The following is a 20,980-nucleotide window of genomic DNA, read 5'->3' on the forward strand; positions in this document are numbered from 1 at the left end:
AAGCTTATTGTAGCGCTGCATCCTGCCTGAATCAATCGGTTTTTCCGATATATCAATCAGATTTATCCGTTTTTCAAGCGGGCGCGGCTGTGCGATAATAAAGGTGTCAAAAGGAACGGCGCCGAGATGGTTCATAGAGACAGAAAGAATGGAGTGTGATTGTCATGACGACGAAGAAACTGCTGGCCTGTGTGGTCATTGCTGCTATCTGGATCATGGTTGTTCTCATGAATATTGCGGCTGCCGATGCCCGCGTGGGCAAGGCTGGCCTGACCACGCCGGTGGACCGGTATGCCGTACAGATGAGCACGACGAGCTATGTGAGTCTGCACAGCCCGGATTACCCCGATATCGTTCTCGAGCAGGACGGCACGGACCGCTGAAAATCAAGAAAATCGTGAAAATCAGGAAGCTGTCGCTTGGGCGATGGCTTTTTTTATTTGCCCTCTTTCATGAGCTGCTTGTACTTGCGCGGCGAGGTTTCCTTGTAGCGGCGGAAGAGCCGGATGAAATAACTGACATCGTTGAAGCCGCAGGAGAAGGCGATTTCCGTGATGGAATCGTTCGTGTGGGTGAGCTTGAGACAGGCCATCTCGATGCGGTAGCGGTTGAGGTAGTCGATGGGGCTGTGATGCGTGATTTTCTGGAAGAAGCGGCAGAAGTAATTGGGCGAGAGGTTGGCCGCCTGTGCGAGGTCGGTGAGTGTCAGAGGCTGCTGGTACTGGGAATCGATGAGCTGGAAGGTCTGCTTGAGCTGCGTGATGCGCTTGCGGCGGTGCTCCCGCAGGGGGAGGGATGCGGCTTCGTGGTAAAGGCCCTGCTGGAAGATGAAGCCGAAGAAGGTGTAGAGCAGTCCCGTGACGACGAGCTCGTAGCCCGTGTGCTCCTCTTTCATGCTGCGGAAGAGGTGCTGTATGAGCCGCGGAATGTCAGGCGTGGAGGCCGGCAGATATTTGTTGATGAGCGTGACGTGCTTGAGGACATCCTCAATCCGGTCCTGGAACGTATGGCTGCCGGCCAGCATCTTCTTCATGTCGAAGACGATGCAGTCGTAAATCGTGTCCGTGGTTTCGGGATGACCGCCGTGCACGACGCCGTCGCGGATGAAGATGATGTCGCCAGCCTCCGCGTGGACCTGGGACTCATTGAGCGTGAGTGTCACGGATCCCCTGACGACGAGATCGATCTCGTATTCCATATGCCAGTGATACGGCATGTAGAAACGCGGGTGATGGCGGTCGACGTGGTGGAATTCAATGGGGAAATCGAAGCGGCCGCGCTGACGAAATTCGTTATATCCATCGTGCTTCATATGGCAAACACCCTTTCAAAGAAAAAGATAATATTGTCTTATAAAATGTAATAATCTTGCTGTTTTGCTGAAAATGAGGTTGAATATTTTTGTTTGTGGTCAATTTTAATTTTTGCTGAAATTGTTCTCAGAATATATAAAATATACAATAAGATAATATAGTACTATTTTACCATAAGATACAACGAGAAAGAAGCCTGTTTTCAATGGTATACTGAACGCGTAATCAAGGTTAAGCAATCTTCAGACAATAGATTAGGAGGAAACAGGCATGGCAAAGAGCAGATTGATTGGTGATTATCCGGTAATTGGCATCCGTCCGACGATCGATGGACGCCGCGGCGTTCTCGATGTGCGCGGTTCGCTGGAGGAGCAGACCATGGGCATGGCCCAGGCTGCCAAGAAGCTTTTTGAGGAGAATCTCTGCTATACGAACGGCGAGCCCGTGAAGGTCATCATCGCCAATACGACGATTGGCCGCGTGGCGGAGGCCGCTGCCTGTGCCGATCAGTTCAAGAAGGCCGGCGTCGATATCACGCTGACGGTTACGCCGTGCTGGTGCTACGGGTCCGAGACGATGGACATGGATCCGATGACCATTAAGGGCGTCTGGGGCTTCAACGGCACGGAGCGCCCGGGTGCCGTCTACCTGGCTTCGGTGCTCGCGAGCCATGCACAGAAGGGCCTGCCGGCCTTCGGCATCTACGGTCACGATGTGCAGGAGGCCGATGCGACGGAGATCCCCGAGGACGTCAAGGTCAAGCTGCTTCGCTTCGGCCGGGCGGCTGTGGCAGCAGCGACGATGCGCGGCAAATCGTATCTGCAGATCGGCTCCATCACGATGGGCATCGGCGGTTCCATCATCAATCCGGATTTCTTTGAGGAATATCTCGGCATGCGCATCGAGTCGGTCGATGAGGTCGAGATCATCCGCCGCATGACGGAAGGCATCTACGACCAGAAGGAATATGAGAAGGCACTGGCCTGGACGAAAGAACACTGCAAGGAAGGCTTCGACAAGAATCCGGACTTTGCACGCAAGACGGACGAACAGAAAAAAGAGGCCTGGGAATTTGTCGTCAAGATGATGTGCATCATGAAGGACCTCTACAATGGCAATCCGAATCTGCCGAAAGGCTGCGAAGAGGAAGCGGTCGGACACAATGCGATTGCCGGCGGTTTCCAGGGACAGCGCCAGTGGACGGATTTCTACCCGAATGGCGATTTCGCCGAAGCGCTCATGAATTCGTCGTTTGACTGGGATGGCGCGCGTGAGAGCTATATCCTCGCGACGGAGAACGATACGCTCAACGGCGTGGCCATGCTCTTCAACAAGCTCCTGACGAATCGTGCGCAGATCTTTGCCGATGTCCGCACGTACTGGAGCCCGGAGGCCGTCAAGAAGGCGACGGGCTACGAGCTCGAAGGCAAGGCCAAGGAAGGCAAGGGCTTCCTGCATCTCATCAATTCGGGTGCAGCCTGCCTCGATGCCTGCGGCGAAGTCAAGGACAGCGAAGGTAATTCCGTCATCAAGCCGTTCTGGGAGATGACGGAGAGCGACCAAACAGCCTGCCTCGATGCCACGCAGTGGTGCCCGGCCGACAATGGTTACTTCCGTGGCGGCGGCTTCTCGTCCCGCTATCTGACGCGCGGCGAGATGCCGGCCACGATGGTCCGCGTCAATATCGTCAAGGGTGTCGGCCCTGTCCTGCAGCTCGTTGAGGGCTACACGGTCAATCTGCCGGATGAAGTTTCCGACAAGCTCTGGAAGCGCACGGATTACACCTGGCCCTGCACGTGGTTCACGCCGCGCCTCACGGGCGAAGGTGCCTTCAAGTCGGCTTACGATGTCATGAACAACTGGGGTGCCAATCACGGTGCCATCACGTACGGACACATCGGTGCGGATCTCATCACGCTCTGCTCGATCCTGCGCATCCCGGTCTGCATGCACAATGTGCCGGAGGCGGATATCTTCCGTCCGGCGGCCTGGAATGCCTTCGGCATGGATAAAGAGGGACAGGATTACCGTGCCTGCCAGGCATACGGCCCGATGTATAAATAAAAAGCGCTTCATGAGCGCTGAGTTGGAGGAGATAGGATGACCGAAGAAAAACGCGTGCTCGCCTTTGACTTCGGTGCCTCCAGTGGCAGGGCGGTCGTCGGCACGTTCGACGGCCGCACCATCCACATGGAGGAGGTACACCGTTTTGCCAACGATCCCGTCATGGTCCGCGGTACGATGTATTGGGATGTCCTGCGCTTGTTCCACGAGATCAAGCAGGGCATGACCAAGGCGCATCTGGCCGGGCCGTTTGCCAGTGTCGGCATCGATACCTGGGGCGTTGACTTTGGCCTGCTGGATGAGCGCGGGAACTTGCTCGAGAATCCCGTTCACTACCGGGATGCGCGCACGGCCGGCATGGTTGAAGCAGCCTTTCGCCATATTTCACGGCAGGAGCTTTACGGTATCACCGGCAACCAGATCATGCCGATCAATACGCTCTTTCAGCTGCTGTCACTCAAGGAACAGCGGCCGGAAGTGCTCGCACGGGCAAAGACCCTGTTGTTCATGCCGGATCTCCTGAATTATTTCCTGTCAGGAGCATGCAGGGCAGAATACTCCATTGCATCGACGAGCCAGATGCTAGACGCCAGGAAGAAATGCTGGTCCGGGCGCGTCCTTGCCGCCCTGTTTCTGCCGGAGGGCATCCTGCCGGAACTCATTCCGACGGGGACGTGCATCGGGCAGCTCGATGCAGCGCTTTGCGAGGAGCTCGGCCTGGCGCCGGCTTCGGTGATAGCCGTGGCGGGACACGACACGCAGAGTGCCATGGCGGCCGTGCCGACGGAGGAGCCGGATTTCCTGTTCCTTTCATGCGGGACCTGGTCGCTGCTCGGCACGGAACTTCCCGAGCCCGTCATCAACGAAGCTTCGGAACAGGCGAATATCACGAATGAGGGCGGCTATGGCGGCAAGGCATCCTTCCTCAAGAACATCATCGGCCTCTGGCTGATCCAGGAATGCCGCCGCCAGTGGCAGCGGGAAGGCAGGGACTATTCCTTCGGCGAGCTCGAGCAGCTGGCAAAAGCGGCCGAACCGTTCCAATCCTTTATTCATCCCGACGCTCCGGAGTTCGTGCCAAGCGGCAATATGCCGGAGCGGATCCGCGAATACTGCAGGAGGACCGGGCAGCCTGTGCCCGATTCCGTCGGTGCCGTCGTCCGCTGCATCGATGAGAGTCTGGCCATGCGTTACCATCAGGCCGCGCTGGAACTTGAAACCTGTCTCGGCCGCACGTATCCGCGCCTGCACATGATTGGCGGCGGCATCCAGAGCCGGCTGCTCTGCCAGATGACGGCGGATGCCTGCGCAAAAACCGTGCTGGCCGGGCCGGTCGAGGCCACGGTACTCGGCAACATCGCCCTGCAGCTGCTTTCGACAGGCGCCATCGGCAGCCTGCGCGAAGCGCGGCAGATCATCAAGGCTTCGGAGGACATCCGGACGTATGAGCCGCAGCAGGCGGAGCGCTGGCAGCAGGAATATCACAGATGGGAGGAGATTACATCATGCTGAAGGGCATTCCCCATATTTTATCGCCGGAATTACTCAAGGTGCTCTGCGAGATGGGACACAGCGACCGCATCGTCATCGGCGACGGCAATTTCCCGGCCGAATCGGTGGGCAAAAACTGCAAGGTCGTGCGCTGCGACGGGCACGGCGTGCCGGAACTCCTGGACGCCATCCTGCAGGTCATGCCGCTCGACGCCTACGTCGAGAAACCGGTCAGTCTCATGGAAGTCATGAAAGGCGATCCCGTCAAGACACCGATCTGGGATACGTACAAAGAGATTGTTTCGCGCCACGATGCACGCGGCAAGGAGGCCGTAGGCACGATCGAACGCTTCGCGTTCTATAAAGAAGCCAGTACGGCGTATGCCATCGTGACGACGGGCGAGAGTGCCGTCTATGCGAATGTTATGCTGCAAAAAGGCGTCGTGCAGGATTGAGGAGGAAATTACGTGAGTTACGAAGAAATTAAAGCAGAAATCTGCGATGTTTGCCATAAGATGTGGCAGCTGGGCTGGGTGGCAGCCAACGACGGCAATGTAACCGTCAAGCTCGACGACGGGACGTTCTTGGCTACGCCGACAGGCATCAGCAAGAGTTTCATCACGCCGGAAAAGCTCGTGCGCATCGATGCGGAGGGCAAGGTACTCGAGGCCAAAGAAGGGTATCGCCCGTCCTCGGAGATCAAGATGCACATGCGCTGCTACAAGGACCGCGAGGATGTCGGTGCCGTGCTGCACGCACATCCGCCCACGGCTACGGGCTTTGCCGTGGCCCATATTCCCCTGGACCGTTACGATATGATTGAGACGGTCGTATCGCTCGGCTCCATTCCCATCACGCCGTATGGCACGCCATCCACATATGAGGTGCCGGAGGCCATCGCCCCGTACATCCAGGACCACGATGCTGTCCTGCTCGAGAATCACGGTGCCCTGACGCTGGGAGCTGATCTCATCGGCGCGTATTACAAGATGGAGACGGTCGAGCTTTTCGCGAAGATCAACCTCGTGGCCTATCAGCTCGGCGGGCCGAAGGAGATCTCGAAGGAGAACATCGATAAGCTCATCAAACTCCGCAGCTATTACGGCGTGACGGGCCGTCATCCCGGCTACCGTCATTATGCAGAGAATTGAGAACAGGATTTGAGAAGATAACGATAGAGAAAATCAGGAAAGAGCGCTCGCCTGACGTCCAGGCGGGCCGTTTCCCGAAGGAGGGCTAGTATGAAAGAAGAAGGGTTTGCAGCTGCTGTGCAGCCAGAGGTACAGGAGGCTTCTGCGCCTGTCGTGCCGAAGGAATACCGGTTCTATTTCGGATTGCTCGTCACGTGCTTTGCACTCTGGGGCCTGCTCAACAACATGACGGATAATCTTGTGCCGTCATTTGCCAAAATATTCATGATAAAAGCGGTCGATTCGTCCCTGGTACAGGTCGCCTTCTACGGTGCCTATGCCGTGCTGGCCCTGCCGGCAGCCTTTATCATCAAGCGGTATTCCTACCGCGTGGGCGTCCTGGTCGGCCTGGGTTTCTACATGATCGGTGCCTTCGGCTACATCCCGGCGGCCATCCTGCAAAGCTATAATCTGTTCCTGGTTTCGATTTTCGTTCTGGCCGGCGGCCTGTCGGTCCTCGAGACGACCTGTAATCCTTTTGTATTGTCCCTGGGCGATGAATCCACGAGCGTCCGCCGCCTGAATTTTGCGCAGGCGTTCAACCCGCTCGGCTCCATGGCTGGCCTGTTCCTCGCCAAATACGTCATCCTCTCGCATCTGAATCCGGCCACGCTCGAGGATCGCCTGGCCATGACGCCGGAGCAGCTCACGGCTGTACGCGATGTCGAGCTCTTCTGGGTGTGCGTGCCGTATGTCGGTTTGATTCTCATCGCGTTTATCATCTGGTGTGCGTTCTTCCGCAGCAAGCTCAACGACAAGGATGCCGGCGAGGAAATCACCGTCAGGGAAGCACTTTCGCGCCTCATCCATCTGCCGCGCTATACGTTCGGTGTCGTGACGCAGTTCTTCTACGTCGGCGTACAGATTGCCGTCTGGACCTGGACCATCAAGTATGCGATGGCCAACCTGCACGTCATTGAGGCAGAGGCCGCCAACTTCTACATCTATTCGATCTTCCTCTTCATCGGCTGCCGCTGGATATGCACGTGGCTCATGAAGTACATCACGCCGGCGAAGATGATGGCTGTCTTTGCCTTGGGCGGCATCCTCTGCTGCCTTGGCACGATCTATCTGCCGATTGATGTCTCGATTTACTGCCTGATTGGCATTTCCGGCTGCATGTCGCTGATGTTCCCGACGATTTACGGCATCGCGCTGCGCGGTCTCGGTGCTGAGGTCAAGTTCGGCGCCGCGGGCCTCATCATGGCCATTCTCGGCGGTGCCATCATTACACCGATCATGGGTGCTCTCGTTGACAACAGCACGCTTGCCTTCCTGGTCGGCGGCTTCACCCCGGAGCAGACGGCCATTCGTTCGGCCTTCTATCTGCCGGTCCTCTGCTTTGCCGTGGTCCTGGCGTACTCCCTGGCCTTCCGCAATGTGAAGGATTAACCCAGTCATTCCCCTTCTGAGCTGCCTGTACGGGCAGCTCTCTTTTTATGCCTGACTGGCTTTGTGGTACCAGAGGGCGTCAAAGAGCAGCAGGAACGCGACGATGAAGAACATGTGGCGGATGCCGAAGAAGGCCGCGAGATGGCCGCCGAGGAAGGCTCCGGTGAACATGCCGATGAACTGGCACGATTGGTTGAAGCCGTAGATGCGGCCGAGACAGTTTGCTGGTGTCAGCTGGCGGATGAGATTGTTGATGGATGGCATGAGGCCGGCGACGGCGATGCCGTGGATGAAGCGCAGCAGGGCGAGCTGCCAGGGGGCCGTGACGAGTCCCTGCGGCAGGGAGATGAAACCGGCGAGCGTCAGGGAAGCGAAGAGGACCTTGTGCGAGCCGATGGTATCGGCCAGGTGACCGATGCGGGAGGCAAAGAGCATGCTGGCAAAGCCGGCGCTCGAGAAGATGACGCCGGAGATCAGCGCGATGTGGTCGTCGGTGAGCGAGAGTTCCTTCACGTAGACGGTGAGAATCGGCTGGATGCAGGTCAGCGAAAAATGCATGATGAGCGTGGTCAGGAAAAGACCGAGAATCGCGCTGCGCTGGGGCAGGGAAGCAAAGGTGGCCTTCAGTCCCAGCGCGGCTTTTTGAGTTGCCGGGCGCATGGTTTCATGGATGCGGGTCAGCGCGAGAAAGCCGAGCAGACAGCAGCAGCCGATGAGCAGGAAGGTGTGGCGGATGCCGATGATTTCCGATAAGAAGCCGCCAAAAAGCGGCCCCAGGAGACCGCCTGTGACCTGAGCCGTAAAGAACATGCCCATGGCCCAGCCGGAGTGATCCTTCGGCGTTTCCTGGGCGATGAGCGGAACGACGGCTGCCTGGAAGCCTGACAGGCAGCCCTGCATGAGGCGCAGGACGACAAGATGCCAGACCGACGTCGCGAAGGACATGCCGATCATGATGAGTCCAAGCCAGCCGGAGGCACGAAGGATCATGGGCTTGCGGCCGTAGCGGTCGGCGAGCCGGCCCCAGATGGGAGAGAAGATGGCCAGACTGATGAAGTTGCAGCCAAAGACGATGCCCGCCCAGCGCGCGACGTCGCGCGGGTCCGTGACGCCGAGTTCTTCGATGTAAATGGGCAGGATTGGAGCCATCTGGCTCATGCCGATCGAGACGATGAAAGAGGCCAGGCAGCAGATGAAAAGATTGCGTTTCCAGATTTCCATAAGATGTAGTTCCTCGCAAAGCATGTATTATTTCTTCTATTATTATAGCGGTTTTTGCCGTCATCTTGATTAGAAATATGGGACAGACCTGCAGGGCGCGTTGCAGATTCCTGTTGCTGTCAGCCGGATTCCTGCGCTACAATGAATGGGAGCGAACCGGTGAGGAGGGGTGAATATGGGCAGGCTTGTCATGCATGTGGATATGGACGCGTTCTTTGCGTCCATCGAGCAGCGCGATCATGAGGAGTACCGCGGGCAGCCGGTGATCGTCGGGGGACTTTCGGGACGCGGCGTCGTATCGACTTGCTCGTACGAGGCACGGCGCTTCGGCGTGCATTCGGCCATGCCGATGGTGCGCGCGCGCAGGCTCTGTCCGCAGGGGATTTTCCTTCCGGGCAGTTATGCGCATTACCGTGCGGTGTCGCAGCAGATCTTTGCGATTTTTGCGCGCTATGCGCCGGTCGTGGAGCCGCTTTCTATCGATGAGGCCTTCCTTGACCTGACGGGCATGGAACATCTCATGGGGACGCCGCTTGCTTATGCGCAGAAGCTCAAAGCCGAGATCTGCGCGCGCACGGGCCTCGTGGCTTCGGTCGGGATCGCGCCGAACAAGTTTCTCGCCAAACTGGCTTCGGATCTCCGGAAGCCGGACGGGCTCGTCATCGTGACACCGGAGAACAGGCAGGCCATTCTCGACCCGCTGCCCGTCGGACGCATCTGGGGCGTGGGACGGAAGACGGAACAGGCCCTGCAGGGGCTCGGCATCCGCTGCATCCGGGATCTGCGCCTCACGCCTCACGCGAAGCTCGCAGCCTCGCTTGGCGGGCACATGGCTTCGCATCTCCTGACACTTGCCGTCGGACAGGATGACCGGCCCGTGGCGCCGCGGGAGCCGGCGAAGTCAATCGGCAAGGAAGTCACGTTTCCCGTGGACCTGCAGTCGCCTGAGGAGGCGGAGCAGGTGCTGCTGGAGCTTGCGGAAAAGGTCGGCTACCGCCTGCGCCGGGAGGGCGTGAAGGGGAGGACCGTGCAGCTGAAGCTGCGGCTCGGGAATTTCAAGACGTATACGAGGAGCCGGACGCTGCCAGAGGCAACATGCTACGACGAGGAAATCTACCATGTGGTGCAGGAGCTTTTCCGCACGCTTGGTGTGAAGCGGGGCATACGGCTGCTCGGCGTGTCGGTTTCCGGCTTTGATAATGATGTGGAATTGTCGCTTTTTGCCGAGCAGGCGCAGAAGAAGGACCGGCTCTATGAGGCGATTGATGCCATCAAGGCCAGGTTTGGCGAGCATGGCATCACGAAGGCGCAGCTGCTGCGGAAAAACAAGTGAATGCGTCATGGCAGAAGGACTTTTTCTTTCTTCGTCGAAATGTTATCTATGAACTGTAATTCACCTTGATCGTGTATCGTCATTACGAAGAAAGAAGGGATCTGTATGATCTGCAGAAGATGTGGCTGCATGCTGGACAAGGGGACGCGGATCTGTCCCTTCTGCGGCGAGCCGGTGACGTTTGACGAAACGGGCCGCCGCGTGGATGTACAGGCTGGTCAGGCAGCGGAAACGAACGGCCTGCCGGAACTCGTGGCGCTCCGGGAGTTGTCGCCGGTGCCGGGGACAAGAGAGGAAACGATTGCGGAGCTCCGCCGGCTTCAGAAGTATTTTTCCGATATGGATGAGAAGTATGCCGTGCTGGAAGACCTTTGGATGATGAGCTCGCGCTGGCGCCAGCCCTCGCGCTCACACTGGCTCATCGGGGGCGGTCTTTTGGCTCTGCTCCTGTACCTGCTCATCGGCATCCATTTCCCGGCAGGCGTCATCGTTCTGTTCCTCGTGCTCTGGGGGCTGATCTCGTATCTCGGGTATCAGCGCTCGTGGCGTGCCTACCTGGCGCACAAGCGGAAGACGGAGCTCGACATCCGCACGACGGAGAATCAGATCCGCAACTTCTACAACGATGCGACGCGCTGCTTTCTGCCGCTCGATTACACTTCGCCGGAAGTGTTCCATGAGCTGATCCTCGGCCTCGATTCGGGCATGATCACGTCGTTTGAGGATTATCGTATCAACAATTGAAAATACCTAAGAAATGAGAAGGCAGTCCGCTGACTCCTGTGAGCCGGCGGACTGCCTTCTTATATATGTGTTATCTCATTGTATCAGTGGACAATCCAGCTGACGAAGTAGATGGCCAGCGGGATCGTGACGCAGGCGATGCCGATGAAGTCGATGTAGACGCCCGTGCGGATCATCTTGGTGATGGGGATGTAGCCGGACGCGTAGACGATGGCATTCGGGGGCGTGGAGACCGGCAGCATGAAGCCGAGCGATGCGGAGAGGGCGATGGCGACGGACACCGGAATCGGGTCCATGCCGGCGGACATGGCGGCCGTAATGGCCAGAGGGCCGATCATGTTCGTGGCGGCCGTATGGCTCGTGAGCTCGGAGAGAAGCAGGGCCATGACGGAGAAGATGGCGACCATGGCGATGGCCGAGGGCTCGCCGCCCATCATGCTGATGATGGCATCGCCGACCCATTGCGAGAGGCCGGTCTTATACATCATGCCGCCCATGGCGAGGCCGCCGCCGAAGAGAATCAGCGTGCCCCATTCGATGCCTTCCTTGGCTTCGCTCCAGGTCAGCGTGAACTGGCGGCGCTTGAAATTGATGGGCAGAAGAAAGAGCAGCAAAGCGCCGGCCATGGCGGCGACGGCTTCAGGGAAGAGCCGGTTGTACATCTTGAGGACAGGCGAGGTGCCGCCGAGTGCGATGGAGAGGAAGCCCGGCAGAACCCAGAGCAGGACGGCGACGCCGAAGCAGATGACGGTGTTTTTCTGCGCGCGGGTCCACTCGCCGAGCTCAGCAATCTTGCTACGGACGAATTCTTCGGCACCGTCGATGCGCTCAACATCAGCCGGGAAGATGCGACTAAGCACAATATAAGCAATGATGAAATACAAGACCATGGCGATGAGACCCCAGGTCATCCATTGGAAGAAGGAGACATGGATGTTGCACATCTGGTCGAGAAAGCCCAGCATGATGAGATTGGGAGGCGTGCCGATTGGGGTCAGGACACCGCCAATGGAGCAGGAGTAAGCCGTCATCAGCATGAGTCCCGTGGCGTATTTGTATTCGTGCAGATCGATTTCCCGGCCGTTGGCGGCGAACATCTCCTTGATGGAGGTCAAAAGACCGAGGCAGATTGGGAACATCATGGCGGCGGTCGCCGTATTGCTGACCCAGCCGGAGCACAGGGCTGCTGCGAGTCCTACGGCGAGGAAGATGCGGCGGGGATTCGAGCCGACCCAGGAGCGCGAGAGCAGCCAGTAGGCGAAGCGCTTGTCGATGCCGTGCGTCATCATGGCTTTGGCGAGGATGAAGCCGCCCATGAAGAGGAAAATCATCGGGTTGGCAAAGGCCGCGAAGGCTGTGCCGGCAGGCACGACGCCCGTGATGACGGCCAGAGTCGGACCAATCAGGGAGGTGACGGGGATGGGCACGGGCTCGGTGATCCACCACAGGGCGACGAGCACCATGATGGCCAGCAGCTTGTGTGCTTCAAGCGTCAGCCCGGCAATCGGGGTAAAAAATACGAGCAGAGCAAGGATGGGAGCGCCGAAGAGACCAATCGTGCGGCGCTTGCGGTCAAAAGCTTGTTCGGCTCGTTTTACGGCTAGTGCTTCTTGACTCATCTTGTCCATAGAGAATACCTCCTGTTTTTTATGATTTCTGGTGCGAGGATGAGTAGACTGCGCAGGTCCTATGTCTAATGATAATGAAAAATCAGAACTTTATCAATAGAAAAATGCTATTTGAATGATTCTTTTTTCGAATCGTTCAAACAGCATTGAATTTTTCTGATGCGATGGCCGTGTTTTCAGGAGGCCTGGGGTCATTCACTGGTGTAGCGTCTGGCCAGCAGGTCTTCCACCGTACGCTGCTTGTTGTGCTCGATGTAGCGGTGGATGAAGATATTCGGGATGGCCACGCCGATGGCGATGCCGATGATGATGATGATGGCGAGGATGCCGCTGCGCAGTCCGTCGAGCAGCATCGAAGGCGTGATGGTCTGGATGTTGAGGATGGCGAAGAGCAGCCGGTAGAGCAGGACGCCAGGGATCATCGGGATGGCCGACGGGATGGTCAGGATGATGTTTGGCGTGTGGAACCAGTGGATGGCCTTGAGCGCGATGAGGCCGACGACCGCGGCGCCGAGGAAGGAGCCGGCAGCCTGGGAGAGCCCGAACTGCATGACGCAGATGTTGCGCAGCAGCACGGTGATGATGCCGCCGACGGCGACGACGGGCAGCAGCCGGCGCGGGATGTTGAAGATGATGGAGAAACCCATCGAGGAAATGGCCGCAGCGATGGCCTGCGAGAAGTAGATGGTATCGGGCTGCAGGCTGACGCTCGTGAAATCGGCCACATTGCCGAGACGGATGGCAATGACGATGCCGAAGGTCATGCTGCCGACGACGAGCAGGGTGTTCATGGCACGCGTCATGCCGGAGACGATGAAGTTGTTCAGGAGGTCGTCGACGGCATTGATGAGCGGGATGCCGGGGACGAGAAATAGCGTACAGGCAATCAGCGGATACCAGTTCATGGTTCCCGTGAGAAACTGCGTGCTCCAGGCCAGCATGGTCGTGGCGAAGGAGGTGATCGCGATGACCGCGTAGATGTTGAAACCGTAGCTCGTGCAAAGGCGCTTGACGTAGAAGCCGAGGAAGGCGCAGAGGGCGGTCAGGAAAAAGTCCAGCCAGCTGCCGCCGAAGAGCTTGCAGAAGCCGCCGCAGGCAGCACCGGCGCCGAGTGCCGTGAGCCAGAAGGGATAGTTGCGCGGACGGTTCTTGATGGCCATGAGCTGCTGCTCGAATTCCTCAAGCGTGTAGTTCTTGGCCAGGGCCCGCCAGGTCAGCTTGCTGACGGCGGAAAGGGCCGTCATGTTGATGCCGTGTTTCTTGCACTTGCGGAATTCCGTGTAGGAGTGCGTTTCATCATTGATGTTGAGCATCAGGGTCGTGTACATGATGTGCTGGTGGACGCGGTCTTCGGGGATGCCCATGTAGGCAGCCACGCGCATCATGTCGCGAACGGTGCGGTCACTGTCCGCACCGCTTTCCATGAGCAGCTGGCCCGTGTGCAGCAGCAGGTGCAGCTTGGCGCTGATCTCGGCATAGGGCCTGGTCAGCACGGTCTGGTCGGGGGCGGCTGTTTGTTGTTCCTGTAATGGTTTATCGTGTTTCATCGATCACACTTCTTTCCGGATAGGCAGGAATATGTCGCTATCGCTCGTTTTCTCCATTATAACTTGAAGGCATGATGCTTTCAAGCTCGCGACTTTCGTCACGGGGAGTTGACGGCAAAGATGGATGCCATAGCTTGCGGTATCTGCTATAATAGAGGCGTTGATTTTAAGAGATTGATTTTTCCATGCGTTCTCGCCGGATTTTCAGAGGCGCATGGTATGATGAGGTCGACTATAAGGGGGGATGCGATGATGATGAAACGCTGGAAAAAGCAGGCTGGCATGCTTCTGGGCAGTGCTCTTCTGGGTACGAGTCTGCTCGTATTGCCGGCGGGGCGGGCGGAGGCCGTCGACGCCTGGGCGGTGGCGGCACAGTCCCTCGGCGTGCTGGCCGCGTACAAGTCGAGCCTTGCGAGCATCCTCGCGATGGGCAATGATGTCAATGCGCAGGTCGCCAGTGCCCGTCAGGACCGGCAGGAAAACGGGCTGGACGATAACGAGCACGATGTCAGGATCGTCAACAAGGTCATGCAGCAGCTCGTCACGCAGGGGCGTTATGTGCTCAAGGCGAATTCCCTGCCGTTTATCTGGGGCGTCAACAACAGCAATGAGTTCAATGCCTCGTGTTTCCCCACGGATTACATCAGCATCAACCGGGCGCTCGTGCGCGGGCTCGAGTGCGATGAAGATGAGCTCGCGGCCGTGCTCGGCCATGAGATGACGCATGGCATCGAGCAGCACAGCGCGCGGAATTACGCGAAGGCCGTTGCGCAGTATTACGGCATGAGCTTCCTCAACATGGACGCGGGGCTCATGGACTGGAACAAGCTCAACGCGCTGGCCAGTTATTCCATTGCGAAGAATGTGACGCTGCCCACGGAGTACGAGGCCGACGAAGGCGGCTTTTACATCATGACGAGTGCCGGCTTCAATCCCGGCGGGCCGGCTGCGGCCATGTACCGCATGGCGTACTATCTGACGTATGAGACGAAGAATGTCCTTGAGTACCAGGACCTCGATGAAAAGAACAAGAATCAGGAGAACTTTTCTGACCATCCGGAGACGGAACTGCGCGAGCAGCGGCTCGCAAAGATGATGTCGGATTACGGCTGCGGCCACGTGACAGTAAAGGACAGGAAAACCGTGCTCATCGACGGGCAGGAACTGTTAACCGCCGACTGGACCCGCGATGATTATGACAATACCGTCGAGAATGCTTATTATACGGCTGGTGGTCTTGCCAAGGCCTTCCACGATTACGATTCTCCGGACGCGTGGAATTTCCGTCCTGACGGCGAGGGCGGCGTGGATTTCCTCGATGACAGCCGCGTCTATGCGGTCCTGCGCGATGCGGTCAGGAGCCGCGGTCTCGGCTCAAAGCTCGAGCAGATGGTCCGCGCGGCCTATGCGGGCGAAGCGCAGTCCGGCGCCCGTGCGGCCATGAAGCAGGAAGAGGCGCAGCGGGAGGCATCCTTCGCGGCCGTGCAGCAGGACGTGCAGGCGGCGGATGCCAAGGCCGTCAAGAAGATGAGGGAAAACGGCGATGCCTACAGCGACTATGGCATGGGCAGGCAGGCACTCTGGGAGTTTTCGCGCGTCTTTGCGTCAAAGAATATGGATGATGAAGCGGAAAGCTATGTCATGCGCGGCCGTGCCAAGGCCGTTGAAGGCGACTATGCGGGCGCGCTGGCCGATGCCAACAGGGGCGTGGCCCTTGACGGCAAGAATGCGTACAACTTCCTCAACCGTGCCGATATTTACCGCATGGCGGGCAATCGCGAGGCCGCGCTTTCTGACTGCGCCAGTGCCAAGAAAGTCGACGCGGAGAATCCGTTCAGTTATCTGATCAGCGCAGAGATTGAGGATGAACAGGGCAATAAGGATGCGGCACTCAAGGAATACCAGGCATTCTACAAGCTGCGCCCGGCGGCCTTCCGCCGAATCCCGCCGGAATACCTGCAGAAGATCTCGGCCAAGGATTACAAGACCTGGCAGAAGGAAAAGGCCGAGCAGGACAAGAAGAAGGCCGAGGCCAGAGATAAGGCCAGAAAAGCAAAAAAGTGAAGCGTTGAAACAAAAGAAAATGGAGATGTCCGCAGAAAGCCACGAGGCTCTCTGCGGACATCTCCATTTTTCTTACGCTGTTTTCAGTTGGGCGGGAGTCTGTTACCAGCAGCCGCCGCCATTGTAGCCACAGCCGCCGCGGTACTGGCCGCGCTGGCTGTTCCCGCCGCAGTAAGCCTGTCTGTCGTAGCAGGCCGAGCGGTCGCCCTGGCAGTATGCGCCGTTGTTGCAGGCGGCGTTGTTAGACCAGCAGGCTTCAACGGGGCATGTATTCGCGCTCTCATTGGAGGCCGCGAATACCGGCACGGCGATTGCCAGCAGCAGGCCGGCGATGAAAGCGATACTGATTTTTTTCACGACAAATCCCTCCTTGGCTCGAAGTGATAGAGCGATGTGTACTCCTGCCCTTATTATACCAGAAAGAAGGCAGGAGAGGGAGGGGCAGAAATGAAAATCAGAACCAGGTATGCACGATGGCAATGGCGAGGCTCATGATGACGATGGAGCAGAGGAAGGCGCCAATCATCGGGCGGAAACCCTTCTGCAAGATGACGCTGAAATTGACGTTGAGCCCAAGAGCAGCCATGGCCATGCCGAGCAGCAGATAGGCGAGCTGCACGAAGGAAGGAACAAAGGTATCGACGGCCGGCACATAAGAACCAACGGCGCTGGCAAGGATGAAGCCGCCCATGAACCAGGGAACCGGCACGGACATTTTGCTGTCATTGTCTGCACTTTGCTTGCGGGTACGGCGCGCTTCGAGGATGCCGACGATGATGGCGACCGGGGCGAGCAGCAGGACGCGGGAAAGCTTGGCAATGATGGCGCTGTCGGTACCGGCCGGTCCTGCGGCGCCGCCGGCAGCTACGGCATGCGCAATCTCGTGGAGGCTCAGGCCGGCCATGACGCCGAACTGGGTGTCGCTGAAGCCGAGAAAGGGCTGCAGCGTGACTTCGATGAGCGTGAAGACGGTGCCGAGAATGGCGACGATAGCCACGGCCAGTACGGACTGGTCGGTCTTGGCCTTGACGGCGCCCGAGATGCCCATGACGGCCGCGGCGCCGCAGATGCTGCAGCCGCAGGCCGTGAGCAGGGCGAGCGTGTGCTCGACCTTGAAGAAACGGGCGACAAAATAGTTGAGCGGGATCATGACGGCGACGATGAAAATGGCGGCTTCGAGGCTCTTGAGGCCGGCACTCATGAGAATGACGAGGTTGAGCTTGAAGCCCAGCAGGATGATGCCGGCGCGCAGGAATTTGTTGGCGATGAACGGGGTGCTCTGCTGAGCGGAAAGCGCCACGGGGCGCAGGAGCTGCAGGCACATGCCGAGGATTAGGGCCAGCACGAGATGGCCGATGAGCGAGAGGCCCGGCAGCTTCGCGAGGGCCTGACCGGCGAATGAGCAGGCCAGCGTGACGAGGAAACCGATGCTCGCGCGCCGCCAGTAGAGATCATAATTGCGGATATTCATGTAAAAACTCCTATGTCGAGAAAAAATACGAAAGGAATCAGCTGACGTCCCGATTATAGACGGGATTAGCCAGTATGTAAAATTATGTATTATAATATATCGATTATAAAAACTTATTGATATTTCTGTTATAATGCTAAAGGAAACAGTATTTATCGTTTGGAGGTTTTTGTATGTTGGATTTCCGTGTGGCGACATTTCTCTGCGTCTGCCAGACCATGAACTTCACACAGGCAGCCAAGGCGTTGAATATCACGCAGCCAGCCGTGTCGCAGCACATCCGTTTCCTCGAAGAAGCCTATAAGGTGCGGCTCTTCCATTATGAGAACAAGAAACTATCGCTGACGCCGGCCGGCTGCATCCTCTACAAGCGGCTGACGGCGCTCAAGAACGATGAGCAGGCACTGCGGGCCGAGCTGCACAGCCGCGTGACGGAAATCGAGGAGATTGCACTGGGCGTGACGATGACCGTGGGCGAATACGCGATCATCGGGCCGCTCGCCGCCATGCTGCGCCGCCATCCCGAGCGCAATGTCAAGCTGCGCTTCGGCAATACGACGCAGCTCCTGCAGATGCTGGCGGAGGGCAGCATCCAGATGGCCCTGGTCGAAGGCTATTATCCGAAGGATCAGTATGCGCACTATCGTTACAGTACCGAGGATTACATCGGTGTCTGTGCGGCTTCGCATGTCTTTGCCCATGGCGAGCCGCGCACCTTCAGCGATCTCCTCGGGGAGCGGCTGCTCGTGCGCGAGGAGGGATCCGGGACGCGCAATATCCTCGAACGCAATCTCGCCCTGCGCGGCATGAAGATCGAGCATTTCATCCACTTCACGGAAGTTGGCAACATGCACACGATCATTGGGCTCCTGTGCCGGGACTGCGGCATCTCGTTCCTCTACAAGACGGCTGTGGAGCATGAGCTGGCCAATCATATGCTGCGTGAAATTCAGCTAATCGATTTCTCGATGCAGCACGATTTCGATTTCATCTGGGAAAAGGGCAGCATCTACACGGAGCAGTACCAGGCCTTTGGCCGTGAGCTGGCTGCCTGCGCACGTGACGTTGCCAGGGGCGGGGACGTCCGTAACGAAATGGAAATTGTCCCGCTGCCAGAGCAGGTGTAAAATAAAGAAAACGGAGGTGCAGACTATGGTGAAAATTGCGTTGCTTGGTGCTGGAAAAATCGTGCAGGAGGTATTGACGGCCTTGCGGGAGGTGCCGCAGATGGAGGCTGTGGCCATCTTTACGCGGCCTCAGAGCAGGGCGAAGGCGGAGAAGCTGGCCGCGAAATGGCATATCCCCAGGATCTATACGGACTATGAAGCGATGCTCACGGCGGAGGATGCCGATTTCTTTTATGTCGGGCTCGCGAATCATGTCCACTATGCCTATGCCAGGCGGGCGCTGCAGCACGGCCGTCACGTCATCATGGAAAAGCCGTTTGCGCCGACGGCGGCCGAGATTCGGGAACTAGCGGATCTGGCAAGGGAGAAGGGCCTCTATCTCATCGAGGCCGTGACGCCGTTTTTCCTGCCAAATTATGAGGTCGTGCGGGAAGCTTTGCCGCATCTCGGCCGCATCCGTGCCGTACAGGCAAATTATTCGCAGTATTCGAGCCGCTACGACCGCTACCTGGCGGGCGAGGTCCTGCCGGTCTTTGATCCCGGGATGTGTGGCGGTGCTCTGTACGATATCAATATCTACAACATCAATCTGCTCGCCGGCTTGTTCGGGCGGCCGCAGGCCATGCATTACATGGCGAATACGGGCTATAACGGCATCGATACATCGGGCGTGGCCGTGCTGCGCTACGAGGATTTCTTTGCCACGGCTGTCGGTGCGAAGGACAGCGCGAGCCCCGGCTTCTTCCTCGTACAGGGGGAAACGGGCTGGCTGCGCGTGGACGGCGCGCCCAATGAGATGCCGGCTGTGACGCTTTCGTATGGCGGCAGGACCTGGCAGGTACAGAAGAACCGCTATGCGCACCGCATGGTCCACGAATTCCAGCGCATGGCGGAAATCTACGAATCGCATGATTTGGCCGCTGTTCAGCGCGGCTTGTCGCGCTCTGTGCTCGTCGGCGAGATCGTCGACGGACTGCGCCAGTCGGCGGCGATGAGCCAGCCATAAAAAACGGGATTTTTTACGCCAGCCCCGAAGATTCGGACAGATGTCCACGGAGTCTTCATTTTTTGGGGCTGGCATATTTTTATTTTGTCAATGTGTAACAGAAAATTTTGAAAATAGCAACTACAGAAATGTCGGATTTTGTCGGATTGCATAGGATATATTGCATGATGTGAACATAGACATGTTTTATCCATCGATGGGAGACAAAATGAAGCACTGGTAAAGGAGAGGATTTATTTGAAATCGAAACTTTCTATTGCAGCAGTTATGCTTTCGGCGATGATCCTGGGAACGCAATGCGGCTTTGCGGCTCCGGCCGACCAGAAGCCCGGCGTGAAGATTCTGGCCACGGGCGGCACGATTGCCGGCAGCGCAGCTTCCAAGACGGCGACCTCCGGATACAAGGCCGGTTCGCTCGGCATTGACGTACTGATGGAGGCTGTGCCGGAAATCCAGGATTATGCCAAGGTATCCGGTGAGCAGGTCTGCAATATTTCGAGCAATAATATGACGGATGAGCTGTGGCTCAAGCTTTCCAAGCGCGTCAATGAGCTGGCGGCGCAGAAAGATGTCAACGGCATCGTCGTGACGCACGGCACGGATACGCTGGAGGAAACGGCGTATTTCCTCGACCTCACGGTCAAGAGCGACAAGCCAGTCATCCTCACGGGTGCCATGCGTCCGGCAACGGCCATCAGTGCTGACGGCCCGATGAATCTCCTGAATTCCGTGCGCCTCGCTGCGGACAAGAAGGCTGGGGGCAACGGCGTCATGGTGCTCCTGAACGATGAGATTGACAATGCGCGCGATGTCACGAAGTCGAACACGACCTCGGTCGATACCTTCAAATCGCACAACGGCCCGCTGGGCTTCATGAACGACGGTGTGCCGGATTTCTACAACAAGCCGCTGCGTCTCCATACGACAAAGACCCCGTTTGACGTGCGCAACCTGACGTCTCTGCCGAAGGTCTATGTCATTTACGGTACGGCCGGTGCGGACGGCAGCCTCGTTGACGCTGCCGTCAAGGCCGGTGCAAAGGGCATCGTCTATGCCGGCACGGGCAATGGCAGCATCCATCAGCAGGATAAAGAGGCGCTCATCCGGGCAGCCAAGGCCGGTGTTGTCGTCGTGCGCAGCTCGCGTACCGGCAGCGGCATGGTCGTGCCGGAGCCGGAGTATGCCAAGGAAGGCTTCCTGGACGGCGATTCGCTGAACCCGCAGAAGGCACGCATCCTCCTGCAGCTGGCTCTGACCAAGACGCATGATCTCGGCGAGATTCAGTCGATGTTCCACAAATATTGATCCGTATCTTCTTCCCCCTGGCGGGACGGCGCAGGCCGTCCCGTTTTTCTTGTGCGCCGATTAGGCATGACAAAACCCCCAGTT

General features: G+C 57.9%; 18 protein-coding genes. 12 read left to right on the forward strand and 6 right to left on the reverse strand.

All coding sequences use genetic code 11. The annotated features are described in order from the left end of the window. Nucleotides 1–164: 164 nt before the first annotated feature. On the forward strand, nt 165–383 hold the full coding sequence (locus DWX75_RS09625; RefSeq protein WP_147671578.1) for a hypothetical protein: 219 nt from the start codon (nt 165–167) through the stop codon (nt 381–383). A 53-nt stretch (nt 384–436) separates the two neighbouring features. On the opposite strand, the gene DWX75_RS09630 is transcribed toward DWX75_RS09625, so the two are convergent. Continuing rightward, complete coding sequence (locus tag DWX75_RS09630; RefSeq protein WP_118016101.1) at nt 437–1,312, reverse strand: AraC family transcriptional regulator; 876 nt, start codon at nt 1,310–1,312, stop codon at nt 437–439. Between the two features lie 271 nt (nt 1,313–1,583). On the opposite strand from DWX75_RS09630, the gene DWX75_RS09635 reads away from it, so the two are divergent. From DWX75_RS09635 to fucP, 5 genes are all read left to right on the forward strand, one after another. Beyond that, a complete protein-coding gene (locus tag DWX75_RS09635; RefSeq protein ID WP_118016102.1) occupies nt 1,584–3,377 on the forward strand; it encodes an L-fucose isomerase in 1,794 nt (597 codons plus the stop codon). Nucleotides 3,378–3,413: 36 nt separating this feature from the next. Continuing rightward, nucleotides 3,414–4,889 carry a rhamnulokinase family protein gene (locus tag DWX75_RS09640; RefSeq protein ID WP_118016103.1) on the forward strand — a complete coding sequence of 492 codons (1,476 nt, stop codon included), beginning with the start codon at nt 3,414–3,416 and terminating at the stop codon, nt 4,887–4,889. Next, entirely contained in the window at nt 4,883–5,323 is a 441-nt protein-coding gene (locus DWX75_RS09645) for an RbsD/FucU family protein (RefSeq protein WP_118016104.1), read from the forward strand. The genes DWX75_RS09640 and DWX75_RS09645 overlap by 7 nt, the downstream gene beginning before the upstream one ends. 12 nt (nt 5,324–5,335) lie before the next feature. Continuing rightward, nucleotides 5,336–6,019, forward strand: a complete 684-nt coding sequence (locus DWX75_RS09650; protein WP_118016105.1) for a class II aldolase/adducin family protein — start codon at nt 5,336–5,338, stop codon at nt 6,017–6,019. A 90-nt stretch (nt 6,020–6,109) separates the two neighbouring features. Next, a complete protein-coding gene (gene fucP / locus DWX75_RS09655) occupies nt 6,110–7,450 on the forward strand; it encodes an L-fucose:H+ symporter permease (protein ID WP_118016106.1) in 1,341 nt (446 codons plus the stop codon). Nucleotides 7,451–7,495: 45 nt separating this feature from the next. Here fucP and DWX75_RS09660 read toward each other — a convergent pair whose 3' ends face one another. Next, nucleotides 7,496–8,671 (reverse strand): MFS transporter, encoded by a 1,176-nt coding sequence (locus DWX75_RS09660; RefSeq protein WP_118016107.1) that lies wholly within the window; start codon nt 8,669–8,671, stop codon nt 7,496–7,498. A gap of 175 nt (nt 8,672–8,846) precedes the next feature. Between DWX75_RS09660 and DWX75_RS09665 the strand changes: the two genes are divergently transcribed. Together DWX75_RS09665 and DWX75_RS09670 are read left to right on the forward strand one after the other, a co-directional pair. Beyond that, nucleotides 8,847–10,004, forward strand: coding sequence for a DNA polymerase IV (locus tag DWX75_RS09665; protein WP_118016108.1), 1,158 nt, complete (start codon nt 8,847–8,849; stop codon nt 10,002–10,004). Between the two features lie 105 nt (nt 10,005–10,109). Continuing rightward, entirely contained in the window at nt 10,110–10,748 is a 639-nt protein-coding gene (locus DWX75_RS09670) for a hypothetical protein (protein WP_147671580.1), read from the forward strand. An 83-nt stretch (nt 10,749–10,831) separates the two neighbouring features. Here the strand turns inward: DWX75_RS09670 and DWX75_RS09675 are convergent, their stop codons facing one another. Together DWX75_RS09675 and DWX75_RS09680 are read right to left on the reverse strand one after the other, a co-directional pair. Next, nucleotides 10,832–12,376 carry a DASS family sodium-coupled anion symporter gene (locus DWX75_RS09675; protein ID WP_118016110.1) on the reverse strand — a complete coding sequence of 515 codons (1,545 nt, stop codon included), beginning with the start codon at nt 12,374–12,376 and terminating at the stop codon, nt 10,832–10,834. 191 nt (nt 12,377–12,567) lie between these two features. After that, entirely contained in the window at nt 12,568–13,923 is a 1,356-nt protein-coding gene (locus tag DWX75_RS09680; protein ID WP_118016111.1) for a threonine/serine exporter ThrE family protein, read from the reverse strand. 249 nt (nt 13,924–14,172) lie between these two features. Here DWX75_RS09680 and DWX75_RS09685 point away from each other — a divergent pair, with 249 nt between their 5' ends. After that, the gene (locus DWX75_RS09685) at nt 14,173–15,987 is read left to right on the forward strand and encodes a M48 family metalloprotease (RefSeq protein ID WP_369974347.1); all 1,815 of its coding nucleotides are present in this window, start codon (nt 14,173–14,175) and stop codon (nt 15,985–15,987) included. Between the two features lie 102 nt (nt 15,988–16,089). On the opposite strand, the gene DWX75_RS09690 is transcribed toward DWX75_RS09685, so the two are convergent. Together DWX75_RS09690 and DWX75_RS09695 are read right to left on the reverse strand one after the other, a co-directional pair. After that, nucleotides 16,090–16,344: a hypothetical protein gene (locus tag DWX75_RS09690; protein ID WP_118016112.1), complete on the reverse strand. Its 255-nt coding sequence runs from the start codon at nt 16,342–16,344 to the stop codon at nt 16,090–16,092. A gap of 97 nt (nt 16,345–16,441) precedes the next feature. Beyond that, nucleotides 16,442–17,458, reverse strand: a complete 1,017-nt coding sequence (locus DWX75_RS09695) for a YeiH family protein (RefSeq protein WP_118016113.1) — start codon at nt 17,456–17,458, stop codon at nt 16,442–16,444. Nucleotides 17,459–17,631: 173 nt separating this feature from the next. Between DWX75_RS09695 and DWX75_RS09700 the strand changes: the two genes are divergently transcribed. From DWX75_RS09700 to DWX75_RS09710, 3 genes are all read left to right on the forward strand, one after another. Next, nucleotides 17,632–18,585, forward strand: a complete 954-nt coding sequence (locus tag DWX75_RS09700; protein WP_118016114.1) for a LysR family transcriptional regulator — start codon at nt 17,632–17,634, stop codon at nt 18,583–18,585. 25 nt (nt 18,586–18,610) lie between these two features. Further along, nucleotides 18,611–19,591 (forward strand): Gfo/Idh/MocA family protein, encoded by a 981-nt coding sequence (locus DWX75_RS09705; RefSeq protein ID WP_233519563.1) that lies wholly within the window; start codon nt 18,611–18,613, stop codon nt 19,589–19,591. 237 nt (nt 19,592–19,828) lie between these two features. Next, nucleotides 19,829–20,896, forward strand: a complete 1,068-nt coding sequence (locus tag DWX75_RS09710; RefSeq protein ID WP_367181013.1) for a type II asparaginase — start codon at nt 19,829–19,831, stop codon at nt 20,894–20,896. The last annotated feature ends 84 nt before the right edge of the window (nt 20,897–20,980 follow it).

The organism is Mitsuokella sp. AF21-1AC (assembly GCF_003458855.1).
In the GTDB taxonomy this organism is placed as follows: Bacteria; Bacillota; Negativicutes; order Selenomonadales; family Selenomonadaceae; genus Mitsuokella.

Bases quoted from the DNA above. Each gene is read 5' to 3' on its own strand.
- DWX75_RS09625 (WP_147671578.1), top strand. From the start codon at position 165: ATGACGACGAAGAAACTGCTGGCCTGTGTGGTCATTGCTGCTATCTGG.
- DWX75_RS09630 (WP_118016101.1), bottom strand. From the start codon at position 1,312: ATGAAGCACGATGGATATAACGAATTTCGTCAGCGCGGCCGCTTCGAT.
- DWX75_RS09635 (WP_118016102.1), top strand. From the start codon at position 1,584: ATGGCAAAGAGCAGATTGATTGGTGATTATCCGGTAATTGGCATCCGT.
- DWX75_RS09640 (WP_118016103.1), top strand. From the start codon at position 3,414: ATGACCGAAGAAAAACGCGTGCTCGCCTTTGACTTCGGTGCCTCCAGT.
- DWX75_RS09645 (WP_118016104.1), top strand. From the start codon at position 4,883: ATGCTGAAGGGCATTCCCCATATTTTATCGCCGGAATTACTCAAGGTG.
- fucP (WP_118016106.1), top strand. From the start codon at position 6,110: ATGAAAGAAGAAGGGTTTGCAGCTGCTGTGCAGCCAGAGGTACAGGAG.
- DWX75_RS09660 (WP_118016107.1), bottom strand. From the start codon at position 8,671: ATGGAAATCTGGAAACGCAATCTTTTCATCTGCTGCCTGGCCTCTTTC.
- DWX75_RS09665 (WP_118016108.1), top strand. From the start codon at position 8,847: ATGGGCAGGCTTGTCATGCATGTGGATATGGACGCGTTCTTTGCGTCC.
- DWX75_RS09670 (WP_147671580.1), top strand. From the start codon at position 10,110: ATGATCTGCAGAAGATGTGGCTGCATGCTGGACAAGGGGACGCGGATC.
- DWX75_RS09675 (WP_118016110.1), bottom strand. From the start codon at position 12,376: ATGGACAAGATGAGTCAAGAAGCACTAGCCGTAAAACGAGCCGAACAA.
- DWX75_RS09680 (WP_118016111.1), bottom strand. From the start codon at position 13,923: ATGAAACACGATAAACCATTACAGGAACAACAAACAGCCGCCCCCGAC.
- DWX75_RS09685 (WP_369974347.1), top strand. From the start codon at position 14,173: ATGATGATGAAACGCTGGAAAAAGCAGGCTGGCATGCTTCTGGGCAGT.
- DWX75_RS09695 (WP_118016113.1), bottom strand. From the start codon at position 17,458: ATGAATATCCGCAATTATGATCTCTACTGGCGGCGCGCGAGCATCGGT.
- DWX75_RS09700 (WP_118016114.1), top strand. From the start codon at position 17,632: ATGTTGGATTTCCGTGTGGCGACATTTCTCTGCGTCTGCCAGACCATG.
- DWX75_RS09705 (WP_233519563.1), top strand. From the start codon at position 18,611: ATGGTGAAAATTGCGTTGCTTGGTGCTGGAAAAATCGTGCAGGAGGTA.